Consider the following 13,089-nt stretch of genomic DNA (forward strand, 5'->3'; position numbering starts at 1 on the left):
TTCGGGCTGGTGATCGCCACCGGCATGTTCTTACTGGTGCGGCAGCTCCCCCAGACCCGCCCGGGGTGTCCGGGCGGGCCACGCTGTCACGGGAGGTCCGGTCGCGTGACGGGGGCCGGGTGGTTCAACCGACCGTCCACTTCTGGTTCGCGGCGCCCGTGCAGGTCCAGAGCTGCAGCCGGGTGCCGTTGGCGGAGGAGCCGCCGGTCACGTCCAGGCACTTGTCGGCCTGCGGGTTGACGATGTCGTGCGCCGCGCTGACGGCCCACTTCTGGTTCGGGCCGCCCGTACAGTCCCACAGTTGCACCGTGGAGCCGTCCGCGGTGCGGTTGTCCGTGACGTCGAGGCACTTGCCGAGCGCGCGCAGTGTGCCGTCCGAGCCGACCGTCCACCGCTGGGCCGCGGTGCCGTTGCAGTCGTAGAGCTGTACGGGCGTGCCGTTGGCGGAGCCGGCCCCGGCCACGTCCACGCACTTGCCGGCCAGGCCCCGGATCGTCCCGCCGGCCGGCGAGTCACCCGTCGTGACCGACACCGAGTCCACCACCAGTTGCTGCGGGAAGGCGGTCGAGCCGTCCGGGTCGCCGGGCCAGTAGCCGCCGACGGCCAGGTTCAGGATGAGGAAGAAGGGCTTGTTGAACACCCACGTCCTGCCACCCAGGTCGGCGGGCGTGCGGCGCTGGTAGACGTTGCCGTCCACCGACCAGGTGATCGAGTCGGGGGCCCAGTCGACGGCGAAGGTGTGGAAGGCGTCCGCGAAGGCCTGGCCGTTCGGGAGCGTGTAGCCGGCGCCTATGCCGCCGGAACCGGAGTAGCCCGGTCCGTGGATGGTGCCGTGCACGGTCGACGGTTCAAAGCCGACGTTCTCCATGATGTCGATCTCGCCCGAATCCGGCCAGTTGACCGGGGTGCCGAGCATCCAGAACGCGGGCCACATGCCCTGCCCCCGCGGGATCTTCATCCGGGCCTCGACGTGCCCGTACTGCGCGGTGAACGTGCCCGAGGTGTTCAGCCGGGCCGAGGTGTACTGACAGGTGCCGTACCAGCACGGGTAGTTGGCCGGGTTCTCCCGGCGGGCGGTGATCACCAGGTGGCCCTGGCCGTCGAGGGCCGCGTTCCTGGTGCCCGAGGTGTAGTACTGCCGTTCGTGGTTGTTGACGTTGTCGCCGGTCTCCAGCTGCCACTTGCCCGGATCGACGGCCGCGCCCGCGGGCCCGTCGAAGGTGTCGGAGAAGGCCACCGCGGCGGCGGACGTGCCGCCCGCGGTGCCCGCCCGGGCCGGCCCGACCGCCGCGGAGCCCATCAGGGCGGCGGACAGGGCGGCGAGGAGACATCTGCGGAGCAGACGGGGGGAGGCCACAGATCTTCCCTTCTGGGCGGCGGCCCGCCGGAACGGGCACGCCGACCGAGGTGGGGGGAAAGGAGGTCGCCTCTTGATTCAAGGAGTGAACTAAGGGGTCGTCAATACTCTGGTCCGGACCACTCGTCCACTCACGCCCGCACCCGGCGCGCGTGCACGGCCCGGCTGAGCCGCCGACCCAGCAGAAGATAACCCACCAGCGCCCCGGTGGTGTTGAGGATGACGTCGTCGATGTCGAAGGCCCGGCCGGTGATGAGCGCGCCCTGGGCGAACTCGACCATGAGCATCACGACCGCGGTCAGCAGCAGCACCCGCAGCAGGCCGCGCGCCTTGGGCGCCACCACCGGCACCAGCACGCCGAAGGGGATGCCCAGGACCACGTTGCCGCCGATCTGTTTGACCGTGTCCTGCAGGCCCGGCCGGCTCAGATAGGCCCGCAGCGAGTTGCCCGGATGCAGATTGGTGTGCGTCAGTGCCTCCGACGCCGGGGAGGGCTGCAGGGTGAGCTTGGCCAGCACGACCGCGAACGCCACCATGAAGACGAAGGCGCACAACACCGCCAGCAGGCGCAGCGGCAGCGGCAGCGGCCGGCGCTCCTCGGTGTCCGGGGCCGGTTCCCGGCCGGCCTTGGGGGTGTGCAGTCGCAGGGCCATGCGGGCCATGTGGTCCTCCAGTGCTTCAACTAGTGTGGGGAGGAGAGCGGTCGACCGTGAACCGGTCCGGGGAGCGGATGCCCCGTCCGCAGCGGGCCACGCCTGGCAACCGCGCTCCGGGCGACCCGCCGTCAGGGCCCGTACGAGACGCGCACTTCCTGGAAGCCGAGGGACTTCAGCAGGCCCTGGAGCATCGCCGTGGTGTTGGTCTCGGCGCGTGTGGTCAGCCCGCTGTCCCGGGCGGCGTCCGCGATGTGCCGCACCGCCAGCTGCTGCACGGCGCGCTCGCCGTTGGGGTTGCCGGAGAACAGATCGCCCAGGCGGTCCAGCAGGCCGCGCTGCTTGGAGACCGCGTACGAGTGGTCGGGATCGAGCGCCGGCTTGCCGAGCCGCGCGTGCGGCAGGCGGAGCGTGGCCGACGTGCGGTCACCGTTCACCGTCACGTCGTGGGCACCGACCCGGCCGAGGTCGACATAGGCGTCCACGGTGCCCGCGCCGACATACAGCGTGCGGGTGCCGCGGATGGCGTCGGGCAGGTACTTGGTGTCCTTCTCCAGGTCCACGACGACCTGGAAGTTCCCCGAGGCCGCGTCGTAGCGGCTGAGGTCCTGAATGGACTTCAGCAGCGCGGGGCCCGAGCGGTCGTGCGTCTCCGTGCCGAACAGGTCCTTGATACCCGGCACCACACTCAGCCGGATCCCGGCGAACAGCACGACGAGCACCACGACCAGGGCGCTCACCGCCTTCGCCCAGCCGGGCATGCGCCGGGGCTGTCTGATGGACGTCGTCATGCGGCGGCCCTCCTTCCTCCCGTGCGCATTCCCCTCGAAAGTCGTCGCCAGACAAACCAGTTGGGTCAAAGGGAACCGGAGGTGGCCGGGGGCCGGGCCAGCGCCGCGTCCAGCGTCGGATCGGGGGGCAGCAGCCGGGCCAGGCCGGTGACCTTCAGCACGCGCAGAGTCAGCGCGTGCGTGCACACCAGGCGCAGCTCCCCGCCCTGGCCGAGCACCCGGTGGCGGGCGCGGTACAGCAGCCGCAGCCCGGAGCAGTCGAAGAAGTCGACCTGGCGCAGATCCACGACGACACGAGCACCGGGCCGGGCCGTCACCCGGTCCAGGTACGGGCCGATCTCCGTGGCCGCGGCGATGTCGATCTCGCCGCGGAACTCCAGCACGGTGTGGCCGCGGTGCCGGTGGACCCGCAGATGCCGGGAGATCAGCGCCGGTTCCTGCTGCACGACGACATCGCCTCCAACGGGTGCGGCGGGGTCCGCACGACGGGCCAATGCCCGTCCCGCTCCTGCAAGTTACCCACGTTGGAGTGAATTCCAGCATGTTCGGTTGACATATGTCGTCGAATCAAGAACGCGTCGCCCGGCCCCGGCGGTGGCACCTCACGCGGGACGAACGAGCCGCACCATCCGCCGCACACGCCCTGCCACCCACGCACCGGCCCGAGCGCGCACGCGAGGCCGCCCGTGGACGGAAGGGGCCGTGTCGGGGGGTGCCCGCCCGCAGCGGCCGGCGCGTCCACGCCGGTTCCCCCGCGGGAGACGGTCCCCGCGCCGGTCCGAGGACGGGCACCCCCCGGCGCGGCCCCGCCCCATCCGCACACCGCCGAGGCGGCCCGCGCCGCAGGCGCCCACGCACCGTCGGGGCGGCCCGCGCCGCAGATGCCCACGCACCGCCGGGGCGGCCCGCGCCGCAGGTGCCCACGCACCGCCCGCAACTCGCACCGCCCGCACCCAGGCCGGTACCCGGCCGCGCTGACGGCGGCCGGGTACCGGCCGGCCGTCAGTCCACGACGAGGACCAGCTTGCCCGTGGTATGTCCCGTCTCACCGAGTTCGTGAGCCTTCGCGGCCTCGCTCAGCGGAAACGTCTTGGCGATCGTGGCCCGCAGCCGGCCCGACTCCACGAGCTCCGCGATCTGCGTCATCCCGTGGTGGTCGGCGTCCACCAGCATCCTGAGCGCGCGGACACCGAGCCGGTCGGCCTCCTGGTAGAACTCGTCCGAACCGAACGGCACGATGGACACGACGATCCCGCCCGGGCGCAGCACCCGCAGCGAACGCAGACTGGTGTCGCCGCCGAGCGTGTCCAGCACGATGTCGACGTCCCGCACCGCCTCGGCGAAGTCGGTCGTGCGGTAGTCCACCGGCTCGTCCACACCGATCTCACGCAGGAAGTCGTGCTTGCCCGCGCTCGCCGTGCCGATGACGTACGCACCGTGTGCCTTGGCGATCTGCACGGCCACGTGCCCGACCCCGCCGGCCGCCGCGTGGATCAGCACCCGCTGTCCCTCCCGGATTCCGGCCCGCTCCACCAGCGCCTGCCACGACGTCAGCGAGACCAGCGGCAACGCGCCCGCCTGGATGTGGTCGACACTCGCCGGCTTGGGCACGAAGGCACGGGCCGGGCCGGTCACGTACTCGGCGTGCGAACCGTGCCCGAACGGGTACGGCAGCATGCCGAACACCTCGTCCCCGGGCTGGAACATGGCGACGCCGACGCCCGTCTCCTCGACGATCCCGGAGGCGTCCCAGCCGAGGACGAACGGCGGCTGGCCGAGGAAGCCCCCCGTGGCGCGGTGCTTCCAGTCGGTCGGGTTCACCCCGGCCGCCTTGACCCGGACCAGCACCTCGTTGGGCCGCGGGGAGGGTCGCTCGAGCCGGACCTCCTTGAGGACCTCGGGACCGCCGAGGACGTCCTGACTGATTGCACGCATCGTTTTCACATCATTCATGGTGAACCAGGATGCCCGGCCGCGCCCGTCGGCGCTCGCCGCGGCCGGCTTCCTGGACGGCCGCCTGCCGGCCGGGACGAGAGAACCGGCCGCGACGGCCCGCCGTGAGCCCGCCGCGACGGCCCTGCGCAAGAGCCGGCCCAGACGATTCACCGCGACCGCCCGGCGCCGGGGCGCACGTACGCGGACGGGAGTTGACGCATGACGGCCCGTGGCCGGCGGCCGACTGATTCCACGTGGGCGGGATATCCGCACGGTAGGGCGGCGGGGCTGCCCGCCGCCGAAACCCTTCGGAGGAGACATGCCACTGGTGACAGCGGGCGTCGTGGTGCTCGACTGCGCGGAGCCCGAGAAGCTCGCCGTGTTCTACAAGCGGCTGCTGGAGGCGGAGGAGACGGACGCCACCGCCAACCTCGTGGAGATCAGGGCCGCCGACGGTTTCCGCATGGCGTTCCGCCGCGACATGAACGCGACGCCGCCGAGCTGGCCGCGCCCGGAGAACTCCCTCCAGGCCCATCTGGACTTCCTGGTGGAGGACCTGGACGCGGCCGAACGCCGGGTCGTCGAGCTGGGCGGGCGCCCACTGGAGGCGAAGGACGTGCCCGGCCCCTACGAGGAGCGGATGTGCTCCGATCCGGCCGGGCACTCCTTCACCCTGCGCCGCGGCCGGCAGGCCGGGCCGAAGCAGGGCTGAGGCCCGTCAGTCGCGGCCGCCCTTGCTCTTGGCCGGCCACACGCCGGTCGAGCGCTCGATGGCCTTGGCGCCGCTACGGTCCACGGCGCTGCGCACGACGGCGAAGATGGCGCCCTGGACCGCCGCGGCCAGCAGGATCTCCCCCCAGCCGCGGTCCGGGTCGAGCGCGTCGGGCGCGTCGTCCTCGTGCCGGATGGCCTTCCACGTCGCGCGGAAGGCCTTCCCGGCCAGCGCGCCGCCCGCCCAGCCCAGCACGAAGCCGACGGGCTGGTAGGCGAGCGGGAGCTTGTTCTTCTTCTTGGCCACCTGGAATCTCCTTGCTGAATCGTCCACTGGGGCGGGTCGGCCGGCCGGTACGAGTCCCGGCCGGCCGGTCGGGGGAACGCGGGTCAGGGCCGGCCCTCCGGCGGGACCTCCTCGCCGGGGCGCACCGGCCCGGGCGGAGTGCCGTCACCGAAGGGCCGGCCGCCGAGTTCCTCGCGGTGGTGCGGCGTCAACCAGCCGGACGGGTCCGGCCCGAGGGGCACGATGCCCGCCGGATTGATGCCGGTGTGCACCCGGTAGTAGTGCCGTTTGATGTGGTCGAAGTCGACCGTGTCGCCGAAGCCGGGCGTCTGGAACAGGTCCCGGGCGTACGCCCACAGCACCGGGTTCTCGGCGAGCTTGTACCGGTTGCACTTGAAGTGGCCGTGATAGACGGCGTCGAAACGGACCAGGGTGGTGAACAGCCGGATGTCCGCCTCGGTGATCGTGTCGCCGACCAGGTAGCGCTGCCGGGCCAGACGGTCCGTCAGCGCGTCCAGGCGACGGAAGACGCCCGTGCAAGCGGCGTCGTACGTCTCCTGCGTATGGGCGAACCCGGCCCGGTACACGCCGTTGTTGACGTCCTCGTACACGTCCGCCGTCACCGCGTCGATCTCGTCGCGCAGCGCCCTCGGATACAGGTCCGGGGCGCCGGGCCGGTGCAGGGCGGACCACTCGGTGGCGAGGTCGAGCGTGAGCTGCTGGTAGTCGTTGGTGACCAGTTCGCCGCTGGTCACGTCGACGACCGCGGGCACGCTCACCCCGCCCGGGTAGCCCGTCTCCCGCTTGTCGTAGGCCTCGCTCAGGAAGCGGATGCCGAGGACCGGGTCCCGGCCGTCGGGGTCGAGGGTGAAACGCCAGCTGCGGTCGTCCTGGATCGGATCGACGACGCCCAGCGACAGGGCGTCCTCCAGTCCGAGCAGCCGCCGGGAGATCACCGCCCGGCCGGCCCACGGACAGGCGCGGCTGACGACCAGGCGGTAGCGACCGGCCTCCACCGGGAAGCCGTCGCGGCCGTCCGCGGTGATGCGGTCCGCGAAGTGGCTCCGGGACCGCTTGAAGGCCTTGCGGCCGTAGGCGCTGTTGCCCTCGAGCCCGTCGCTCATGTGTCCTCCTGGGTGTCCGGGTCTCTCCCGGTGAACACGTTCCCCGAATTCCGTCTCCGGCACGGTGTGATCCTTCGCGGCGGGGGGCAGGCGGCGAACGTGAGCGGGACATCCATGGAACAGGTGACGCGCCACGCGGTGGACGGGACGACGGACGAAGGGGCGGGCCGGGCAGTGGACGGGACGAAGCAGGACGCGGACGAGCCGGCGGCCGACCGCAAAACCCGTGTGACCGTGCTGGTCGCGCTCGCGGCCAATCTGGTCATCGCGGTCGCCAAGGCCGTCGGCGGTCTGGTCGCGCACTCGCCCGCGCTGCTGTCGGAGGCGGCCCACTCCGTCGCCGACAGCCTCAACGAGGTCTTCCTGCTGGCCGCCCTGCGACGCAGCCGCCGCCCCGCCGACCGCCGGCACCCGTTCGGGTACGGCAAGGAGCGGTTCTTCTGGTCGCTCCTCGCCGCCGTCGGGATCTTCGTCATGGGCGGCTGCTTCTCGGTCTTCCAGGGCGTGGAGGCCCTGCGCAACGGAGCGGAGGAGAGCTTCGGCGGCTATGTGGCGGGCCTGGTCGTCCTGGGCGTCGCGCTGCTCGCGGAGGGGGCCTCCCTGGTCCGCGCGCTGCACCAGGTCCGCGGGCAGGGCGGCCGGGGGAGCGGCCTGCGCGACCCGGCCCTGCGCACCGTCGTCGCCGAGGACGGCACCGCGGTGCTCGGTGTCACCCTCGCCATGATCGGCATGGCGCTGCACATGATCACCGGTCAGGTCGTCTGGGAGGCCTCCGCCTCGCTCGCGATCGGCGTCCTGCTCGTCTACGTCGCCTACCGGCTGGGCCGCGACGCGCGCGACCAGCTCATCGGTGAGGCTGCGGACCCGGAGCTGAGCGGGCGGATCATGCGGGTGCTGGAGGCGCAGCCCGAGATCGACAGCGTGGAGGCGCTGTTCACCATGAAGATGGGCCTGGACTCCACGCTCGTCGCCGCCCGGATCGACCTCGCCCCCGGCCTGGACAGCGAGGACGTGGAGGAGATCGCCGTCCGTATCAAGCGCTCCCTCGCGCACACCGTCCCCGAGGCGGACCAGGTCTTCCTCGACGTGACCGACCGGCTGGCCCAGGAGGCAGGCGAAAGCCCCGCCGCGACGGGGGAGCGCGGCGGGGCCTGAACGACAGGTGCCCGGCCGGCGCGCGTCCATGCGCCGGCCGGACACGGCTGTGTGGTGGGAGGCGGCCACGGCGGTGCCCTCCCCGACGCCCGCCCCGTCCGGGGCCAGTCGGCCTCAGTGCCCGTCGGCGGGCTCCAGGACGAAGACCGGGATCTCCCGTGACGTCTGCTGCTGGTACTCGGCGTACGGCGGGAACGCGGCCACGGCCCGGTCCCACCACTCGGCCCGCTCCGCACCGTCGACCTCACGGGCCGTCATGTCCCGCTTGACGGGGCCGTCCTGCAGTTCCACCCGGGGATCGGCCTTCAGGTTGTGGTACCAGAACGGATGCTTCGGGGCACCGCCCTGGGAGGCCACCACCGCGTACCGCCCGTCGTGCTCCACCCGCATCAGCGGCGTCTTGCGGATCCTGCCGCTCCGGGCACCCCGCATGGTCAGCAGGATGACGGGCAGACCCGTGTCCTGCAGGGTCGTGCCCTCGGTGCCACCGGAGCTCTCGTACAGCTCCACCTGCTCACGCACCCACTGGGCCGGGCTGGGCTCGTACTCGCCCTCAAGAGGCATGGACTGGGTCCTCTCATCGCGTTCCGTCACGGTCTCGCACGGCGTCCGACATCATCATCCGTGCGCTCCATCCCTACCGCGTTCCGCTGCGGCCACGCCCGGCGGCGGCCACCTGTTCGGCCTGTCGCCCCAGGCGCGTGCCGCCCGGGACGGCGGGACCCCGCACCGTCCCGCGCCCGAGGACGGCCGGGGCTGCCCCGCGCACGGGGACGTCCCAGCCCGTCGCCGGGACGTTCGCGGCCCGGACAGCACAGCCGGTACCGCGTGGGACATTCGGGGCCCGGACAGCACAGCCACCCCCGCACGGAAGGGGTCCCGCGCGTCACGGCGACACGGCCGTCCGCACCGCCAGCGCGGTGATCACCGTGCTGGAGACGAGCGCTGTCACGAGCCGTCCCCGCCGGCCCGTCAGGGCCCGGCCGAGCAGGGCGCCGCTCCCGGCGAGCAGCAGCTGCCAGCTCGCCGACGCGGCGAAGGCGGCCAGCACGAACACGCTCCGGTCCAGGGGCGGCACGTCCTGCGCGGTGCGGGTGCCGAGCACCAGGGCCGCGAAGTAGACCAGCGTCGTGGGGTTGAGCATGGTCACCCCGAGCAGCCCGGCGTACGCGCGGGCCGGGGACGGGGCGGACGGCTCGGCACGGTGGGCGGCCGGCCGGCGCTCGCGGTACCGCCGCAGCGCGGTCGCCGCCCCGTGCACGGCCAGCGCGGCCAGCACCAGGGCCGACGCCCAGCGCAGCGGTGTCAGCGCGGGCCGCAGCAGGGCGGCCAGGGCCGAGCCGCCGAGCGTGGCAAGGAGGGCGTAGAGGCCGTCGGCGGTGGCGACCCCGAGCGCGGCGCAGGCCCCGGTCCGCAGGGTGCTGCGGGCGGTGAGGGACACCAGGTAGGTCGCGACGGCGCCGACGGGCACGGCGATGCCGTAGCCCGCGACCAGCCCCGCGACGAGGGCGCCCGTCACGACGGCGCGGGACCGGGCCGCCCCCTGCGGCCGGGCTGCTGTCGGCCCCGCGGGGAGCAGGCGGCGGGGGACGACGGCGGCGGGAACGCGGCGAATGCGGGCATGGCCGGATCCTGACCGCCGCCCGGCCGGACGGCAACGGGATTTACGATGAGGAAGGACCGCTTCCGGCCAGATTCCACGGGGAGTCGATGTGGCCGAACTTCACGTCGCCTCTTAGGTGCCTCGGGCATCTAATGAAGATCGGCACGACGCCCCCATCGTCTGCGAGGTCTTTCATGACGGACTTGACGGACTTGACGGAACTGTCGCAACCCGTCGCCTTCCCCCAGGACCGCACCTGCCCCTACCAGCCCCCCGCCGGCTACGCCCCGCTGCACGGCACCCGGCCGCTCGCCCGCGCGACCCTCTACGACGGCCGCCCTGTCTGGCTCGTCACCGGCCACGCCGTCGCCCGCCGGCTGCTCGTGGACCCGCGCCTGTCCACGGACCGCACCCGTCCCGGTTTCCCCATGGTCACCGCCCGCTTCGCCGCGGTCCGCAGCCGCACGCCCGCGCTCCTCGGCGTCGACGACCCCGAGCACCACACGCAGCGGCGGATGCTGGTGTCGCACTTCACCCTCAAGCGCGCCGCCGAGCTGAGGCCGCGCATCCGGCAGATCGTCGACGAGCTGCTCGACGCGATGGTCGCGCAGGGACCGCCCGCCGAACTGGTCGGTGCCTTCGCGCTGCCCCTGCCGTCCATGGTGATCTGCGCGCTGCTCGGCGTCCCGTACGCCGACCACGAGTTCTTCGAGGAGCAGTCGCGGCGCCTGCTGCGCGGTCCGACGGCCGCCGACACCGAGGACGCGCGGGACCGGCTGGAGGAGTACCTCGGCGAGCTGATCGACGACAAGCGCGAGAACCGGGGCGACGGCGTCCTGGACGACCTGGTGCGGCAACAGCTCCACGACGGCGGGCCGGACCGCGAGGAACTGATCTCCCTGGCGGTCATCCTGCTGGTCGCGGGCCACGAGACGACCGCCAACATGATCTCCCTGGGCACCTACACGCTGCTGCGGCACCCCGAACGGCTCGCCGAGCTGCGCGCCGACCCCGCGCTGCTGCCCGCCGCGGTCGAGGAACTGATGCGGACGCTGTCCATCGCCGACGGGCTGCTGCGGGTGGCCACCGAGGACGTCGACGTGGACGGAACCACCATCCGCGCCGGCGACGGCGTCGTCTTCTCCACCTCGGTGATCAATCGCGACGCGGACGTCTACCCCGCACCGGACGCCCTGGACTGGCACCGTCCGGCCCGCCACCACATCGCCTTCGGCTTCGGCATCCACCAGTGCCTCGGCCAGAACCTCGCCCGGGCCGAGCTGGAGATCGCCCTGGGCGCCCTCATCGACCGGCTGCCCACCCTGCGGCCGGCCGCCGAGCCGAAGGACATCCCCCACAAGCCCGGCGACACCATCCAGGGGATGCTGGAACTCCCCGTGACCTGGTAAGAGGCAGCCGCCATGCGTATCGAGATCGACAAGGACCGGTGCATCGGCGCGGGTCAGTGCGCCCTGTCCGCCCCGCGTGTGTTCACCCAGGACGACGACGGCTTCAGCACCGTCCTGCCCGGCCAGGAGGACGGGGGCGGGGACCCGATGGTCCGGGAGGCCGCCCGGGCCTGCCCCGTCGGCGCGATCGCGGTGTCCACCACGTCCGACTGAGCCCCTAGGAGGACGCGGATCGAGGGTCCGTTCAGCAGGGTGCCGGCCGCACGGTCGAGGACCCGTTCAGTAGGGTGCCCCGATGACCGAACAGGCCGAGAAACCCTTCCTCTACGTGGTCGTCTGCGGTGCCGGCGTCGCCGCGGACGTCGGCGAGCTGATCACCGCCGCGCAGGAGCGGGACTGGGAGGTCGGCGTCATCGCGACGCCGGTCGCCATGGGCGGCTTCTTCGACACCGCTGCCGTCGAAGCGCAGACCGGCCGCCCCATCCGCTCCGCCTGGCGCACCCCGGACGACCCGCGCCCCTTCCCGCCGCCCGACGCCGTGGTCGTCGCCCCGGCCACGTTCAACACCGTCAACAAGTGGGCCGCCGGCATCGCCGACACCCTCGCCGTGGCCACCCTGTGCGAGGCCCACGGACTCGGCGTGCCGGTGGCCGTCCTGCCGTGCGTGGCCGGCACGCTCGCCGCCCACCCCGCCTATGGCAGCAGTCTGGAACGGCTGCGGGGGATGGGCGTCCGGTTCGCGGACCCGTACGCCGGCGCGGCCGCGGGGGAGGACGGCCGGCCGAGGTTCCGCTGGGAGAACGCGCTGGAACTGCTCGGTCCCCGCCAGGGCGCGGATCAGGAGTGCGTGCGGTAGGCGGGCAGGGCTCCGGATGCGGCACCGCGGCGACCGGCCCCGCCGCTCCCGCGGCGGGGCCGTCACCGGCGGGCCCCGCCGCGATGATCCGGCCGGCCCGGCGGCCCGGCGGCATAGGCTTCCCCTGACGACGTCCCGAAGGCAGGAGCAGCAACGATGCAGTATGTGAAGCTCGGTTCGACCGGCCTGGACGTGTCGCGGATCTGTCTGGGCTGCATGACCTACGGCGTGCCCGACCGCGGCGCGCACGAGTGGACTCTGGACGAGGAGGCGTCCCGGCCGCTGATCCGGCAGGCCCTGGAGGTGGGGATCACCTTCTTCGACACGGCCAACGTCTACTCGGACGGCACCAGCGAGGAGATCGTCGGCAGGGCGCTCAGGGACTTCGCCCGCCGGGACGAGGTCGTGCTCGCGACGAAGGTGCACGGCCGGATGCGGCCCGGCCCCAACGGCGGCGGCCTGTCCCGCAAGGCGATCATGACCGAGATCGACCACAGCCTGCGCCGCCTCGGCACCGACTACGTCGACCTCTACCAGATCCACCGCTGGGATCCGCACACCCCGGTCGAGGAGACCATGGAGGCGCTGCACGACGTGGTCAAGGCGGGCAAGGCCCGCTACATCGGAGCGAGTTCGATGTACGCCTGGCAGTTCTCCAAGGCCCAGTACACGGCGCGGCTGGGCGGCTGGACCCGGTTCGCCTCCATGCAGAACCACTACAACCTCCTCTACCGCGAGGAGGAGCGGGAGATGCTCCCCCTGTGCCGGGACCTGGGCGTCGGGGTGCTGCCGTGGAGCCCGCTCGCCCGCGGCCGCCTCACCCGTGACTGGGGGACCACCACCCGACGCAGTGCCACCGACGACTTCGGCAGCCGGCTGTACGAGGAGAGCGACCGCACCATCGTCGAGGCCGTCACCCGCATCGCGAACGACCGCGGCGTTTCGCGTGCACAGGTCGCCCTCGCCTGGCTGCTGCACCAGGAGCCGGTCGCGGCGCCGATCGTCGGAGCCTCAAAGCCGCAGCACATCGAGGACGCGGCGGCCGCCGTCGACCTGGAGCTGAGCGACAAGGAGATCGAGGAACTCCAGCGGCCCTACACCCCGCACGCCGTCAGGGGCCACTGAGCGGTCACTGTGCGGTCCGCGGCGGCGGGGCCCGAAGACGTGCCGGGCGTACTCCGCGCTCTGGAGCATGGCCGACAGAACAAC

At 72.7% G+C, this 13,089-nt stretch carries 15 protein-coding genes; 6 read left to right on the top strand and 9 right to left on the bottom strand.

Going from position 1 to position 13,089, the window contains the following annotated elements; all coding sequences use genetic code 11:
- Positions 1-124: 124 nt before the first annotated feature.
- The 5 genes from ACWDNY_RS29595 to ACWDNY_RS29615 form a co-directional block, all read right to left on the bottom strand.
- Positions 125-1,357: a lectin gene (locus ACWDNY_RS29595; protein WP_451648891.1), complete on the bottom strand. Its 1,233-nt coding sequence runs from the start codon at positions 1,355-1,357 to the stop codon at positions 125-127.
- A 131-nt stretch (positions 1,358-1,488) separates the two neighbouring features.
- Positions 1,489-2,019 (bottom strand): VanZ family protein, encoded by a 531-nt coding sequence (locus tag ACWDNY_RS29600; protein WP_451648892.1) that lies wholly within the window; start codon positions 2,017-2,019, stop codon positions 1,489-1,491.
- 122 nt (positions 2,020-2,141) lie between these two features.
- Positions 2,142-2,801 carry a DUF4230 domain-containing protein gene (locus tag ACWDNY_RS29605; RefSeq protein ID WP_451648893.1) on the bottom strand — a complete coding sequence of 220 codons (660 nt, stop codon included), beginning with the start codon at positions 2,799-2,801 and terminating at the stop codon, positions 2,142-2,144.
- A gap of 65 nt (positions 2,802-2,866) precedes the next feature.
- A complete protein-coding gene (locus ACWDNY_RS29610) occupies positions 2,867-3,247 on the bottom strand; it encodes an anti-sigma factor antagonist (RefSeq protein WP_451648894.1) in 381 nt (126 codons plus the stop codon).
- A 556-nt stretch (positions 3,248-3,803) separates the two neighbouring features.
- Positions 3,804-4,754 (bottom strand): NADP-dependent oxidoreductase, encoded by a 951-nt coding sequence (locus tag ACWDNY_RS29615; RefSeq protein WP_451648895.1) that lies wholly within the window; start codon positions 4,752-4,754, stop codon positions 3,804-3,806.
- A gap of 301 nt (positions 4,755-5,055) precedes the next feature.
- Between ACWDNY_RS29615 and ACWDNY_RS29620 the strand changes: the two genes are divergently transcribed.
- A complete protein-coding gene (locus tag ACWDNY_RS29620; RefSeq protein ID WP_451648896.1) occupies positions 5,056-5,448 on the top strand; it encodes a VOC family protein in 393 nt (130 codons plus the stop codon).
- A 6-nt stretch (positions 5,449-5,454) separates the two neighbouring features.
- Here the strand turns inward: ACWDNY_RS29620 and ACWDNY_RS29625 are convergent, their stop codons facing one another.
- The gene (locus tag ACWDNY_RS29625; protein WP_451648897.1) at positions 5,455-5,754 is read right to left on the bottom strand and encodes a DUF4235 domain-containing protein; all 300 of its coding nucleotides are present in this window, start codon (positions 5,752-5,754) and stop codon (positions 5,455-5,457) included.
- A gap of 83 nt (positions 5,755-5,837) precedes the next feature.
- A complete protein-coding gene (locus ACWDNY_RS29630; RefSeq protein WP_451648898.1) occupies positions 5,838-6,857 on the bottom strand; it encodes a glutathione S-transferase family protein in 1,020 nt (339 codons plus the stop codon).
- 114 nt (positions 6,858-6,971) lie between these two features.
- On the opposite strand from ACWDNY_RS29630, the gene ACWDNY_RS29635 reads away from it, so the two are divergent.
- Positions 6,972-8,012: a cation diffusion facilitator family transporter gene (locus ACWDNY_RS29635; RefSeq protein ID WP_451648899.1), complete on the top strand. Its 1,041-nt coding sequence runs from the start codon at positions 6,972-6,974 to the stop codon at positions 8,010-8,012.
- Between the two features lie 114 nt (positions 8,013-8,126).
- On the opposite strand, the gene ACWDNY_RS29640 is transcribed toward ACWDNY_RS29635, so the two are convergent.
- Positions 8,127-8,576 (bottom strand): nitroreductase family deazaflavin-dependent oxidoreductase, encoded by a 450-nt coding sequence (locus ACWDNY_RS29640; protein WP_451648900.1) that lies wholly within the window; start codon positions 8,574-8,576, stop codon positions 8,127-8,129.
- Between the two features lie 322 nt (positions 8,577-8,898).
- Complete coding sequence (locus ACWDNY_RS29645) at positions 8,899-9,531, bottom strand: LysE family transporter (RefSeq protein WP_451648901.1); 633 nt, start codon at positions 9,529-9,531, stop codon at positions 8,899-8,901.
- A 278-nt stretch (positions 9,532-9,809) separates the two neighbouring features.
- Between ACWDNY_RS29645 and ACWDNY_RS29650 the strand changes: the two genes are divergently transcribed.
- The 4 genes from ACWDNY_RS29650 (at position 9,810) to ACWDNY_RS29665 (ending at position 13,005) form a co-directional block, all read left to right on the top strand.
- The gene (locus ACWDNY_RS29650; RefSeq protein ID WP_451648902.1) at positions 9,810-11,024 is read left to right on the top strand and encodes a cytochrome P450; all 1,215 of its coding nucleotides are present in this window, start codon (positions 9,810-9,812) and stop codon (positions 11,022-11,024) included.
- Between the two features lie 12 nt (positions 11,025-11,036).
- A complete protein-coding gene (locus tag ACWDNY_RS29655; protein ID WP_451648903.1) occupies positions 11,037-11,237 on the top strand; it encodes a ferredoxin in 201 nt (66 codons plus the stop codon).
- 82 nt (positions 11,238-11,319) lie between these two features.
- A complete protein-coding gene (locus tag ACWDNY_RS29660) occupies positions 11,320-11,880 on the top strand; it encodes a flavoprotein (protein WP_451648904.1) in 561 nt (186 codons plus the stop codon).
- 156 nt (positions 11,881-12,036) lie between these two features.
- Positions 12,037-13,005, top strand: coding sequence for an aldo/keto reductase (locus tag ACWDNY_RS29665; RefSeq protein WP_451648905.1), 969 nt, complete (start codon positions 12,037-12,039; stop codon positions 13,003-13,005).
- Positions 13,006-13,089: the final 84 nt, after the last annotated feature.

The sequence above is a fragment of the Streptomyces sp. NPDC003697 genome (assembly GCF_053587115.1).

Excerpts from the sequence above, each read along its gene's own strand:
- ACWDNY_RS29600 (WP_451648892.1), bottom strand. The coding sequence starts at position 2,019 with ATGGCCCGCATGGCCCTGCGACTGCACACCCCCAAGGCCGGCCGGGAA.
- ACWDNY_RS29605 (WP_451648893.1), bottom strand. The coding sequence starts at position 2,801 with ATGACGACGTCCATCAGACAGCCCCGGCGCATGCCCGGCTGGGCGAAG.
- ACWDNY_RS29615 (WP_451648895.1), bottom strand. The coding sequence starts at position 4,754 with ATGAATGATGTGAAAACGATGCGTGCAATCAGTCAGGACGTCCTCGGC.
- ACWDNY_RS29620 (WP_451648896.1), top strand. The coding sequence starts at position 5,056 with ATGCCACTGGTGACAGCGGGCGTCGTGGTGCTCGACTGCGCGGAGCCC.
- ACWDNY_RS29630 (WP_451648898.1), bottom strand. The coding sequence starts at position 6,857 with ATGAGCGACGGGCTCGAGGGCAACAGCGCCTACGGCCGCAAGGCCTTC.
- ACWDNY_RS29635 (WP_451648899.1), top strand. The coding sequence starts at position 6,972 with ATGGAACAGGTGACGCGCCACGCGGTGGACGGGACGACGGACGAAGGG.
- ACWDNY_RS29640 (WP_451648900.1), bottom strand. The coding sequence starts at position 8,576 with ATGCCTCTTGAGGGCGAGTACGAGCCCAGCCCGGCCCAGTGGGTGCGT.
- ACWDNY_RS29650 (WP_451648902.1), top strand. The coding sequence starts at position 9,810 with ATGACGGACTTGACGGACTTGACGGAACTGTCGCAACCCGTCGCCTTC.
- ACWDNY_RS29655 (WP_451648903.1), top strand. The coding sequence starts at position 11,037 with ATGCGTATCGAGATCGACAAGGACCGGTGCATCGGCGCGGGTCAGTGC.
- ACWDNY_RS29660 (WP_451648904.1), top strand. The coding sequence starts at position 11,320 with ATGACCGAACAGGCCGAGAAACCCTTCCTCTACGTGGTCGTCTGCGGT.
- ACWDNY_RS29665 (WP_451648905.1), top strand. The coding sequence starts at position 12,037 with ATGCAGTATGTGAAGCTCGGTTCGACCGGCCTGGACGTGTCGCGGATC.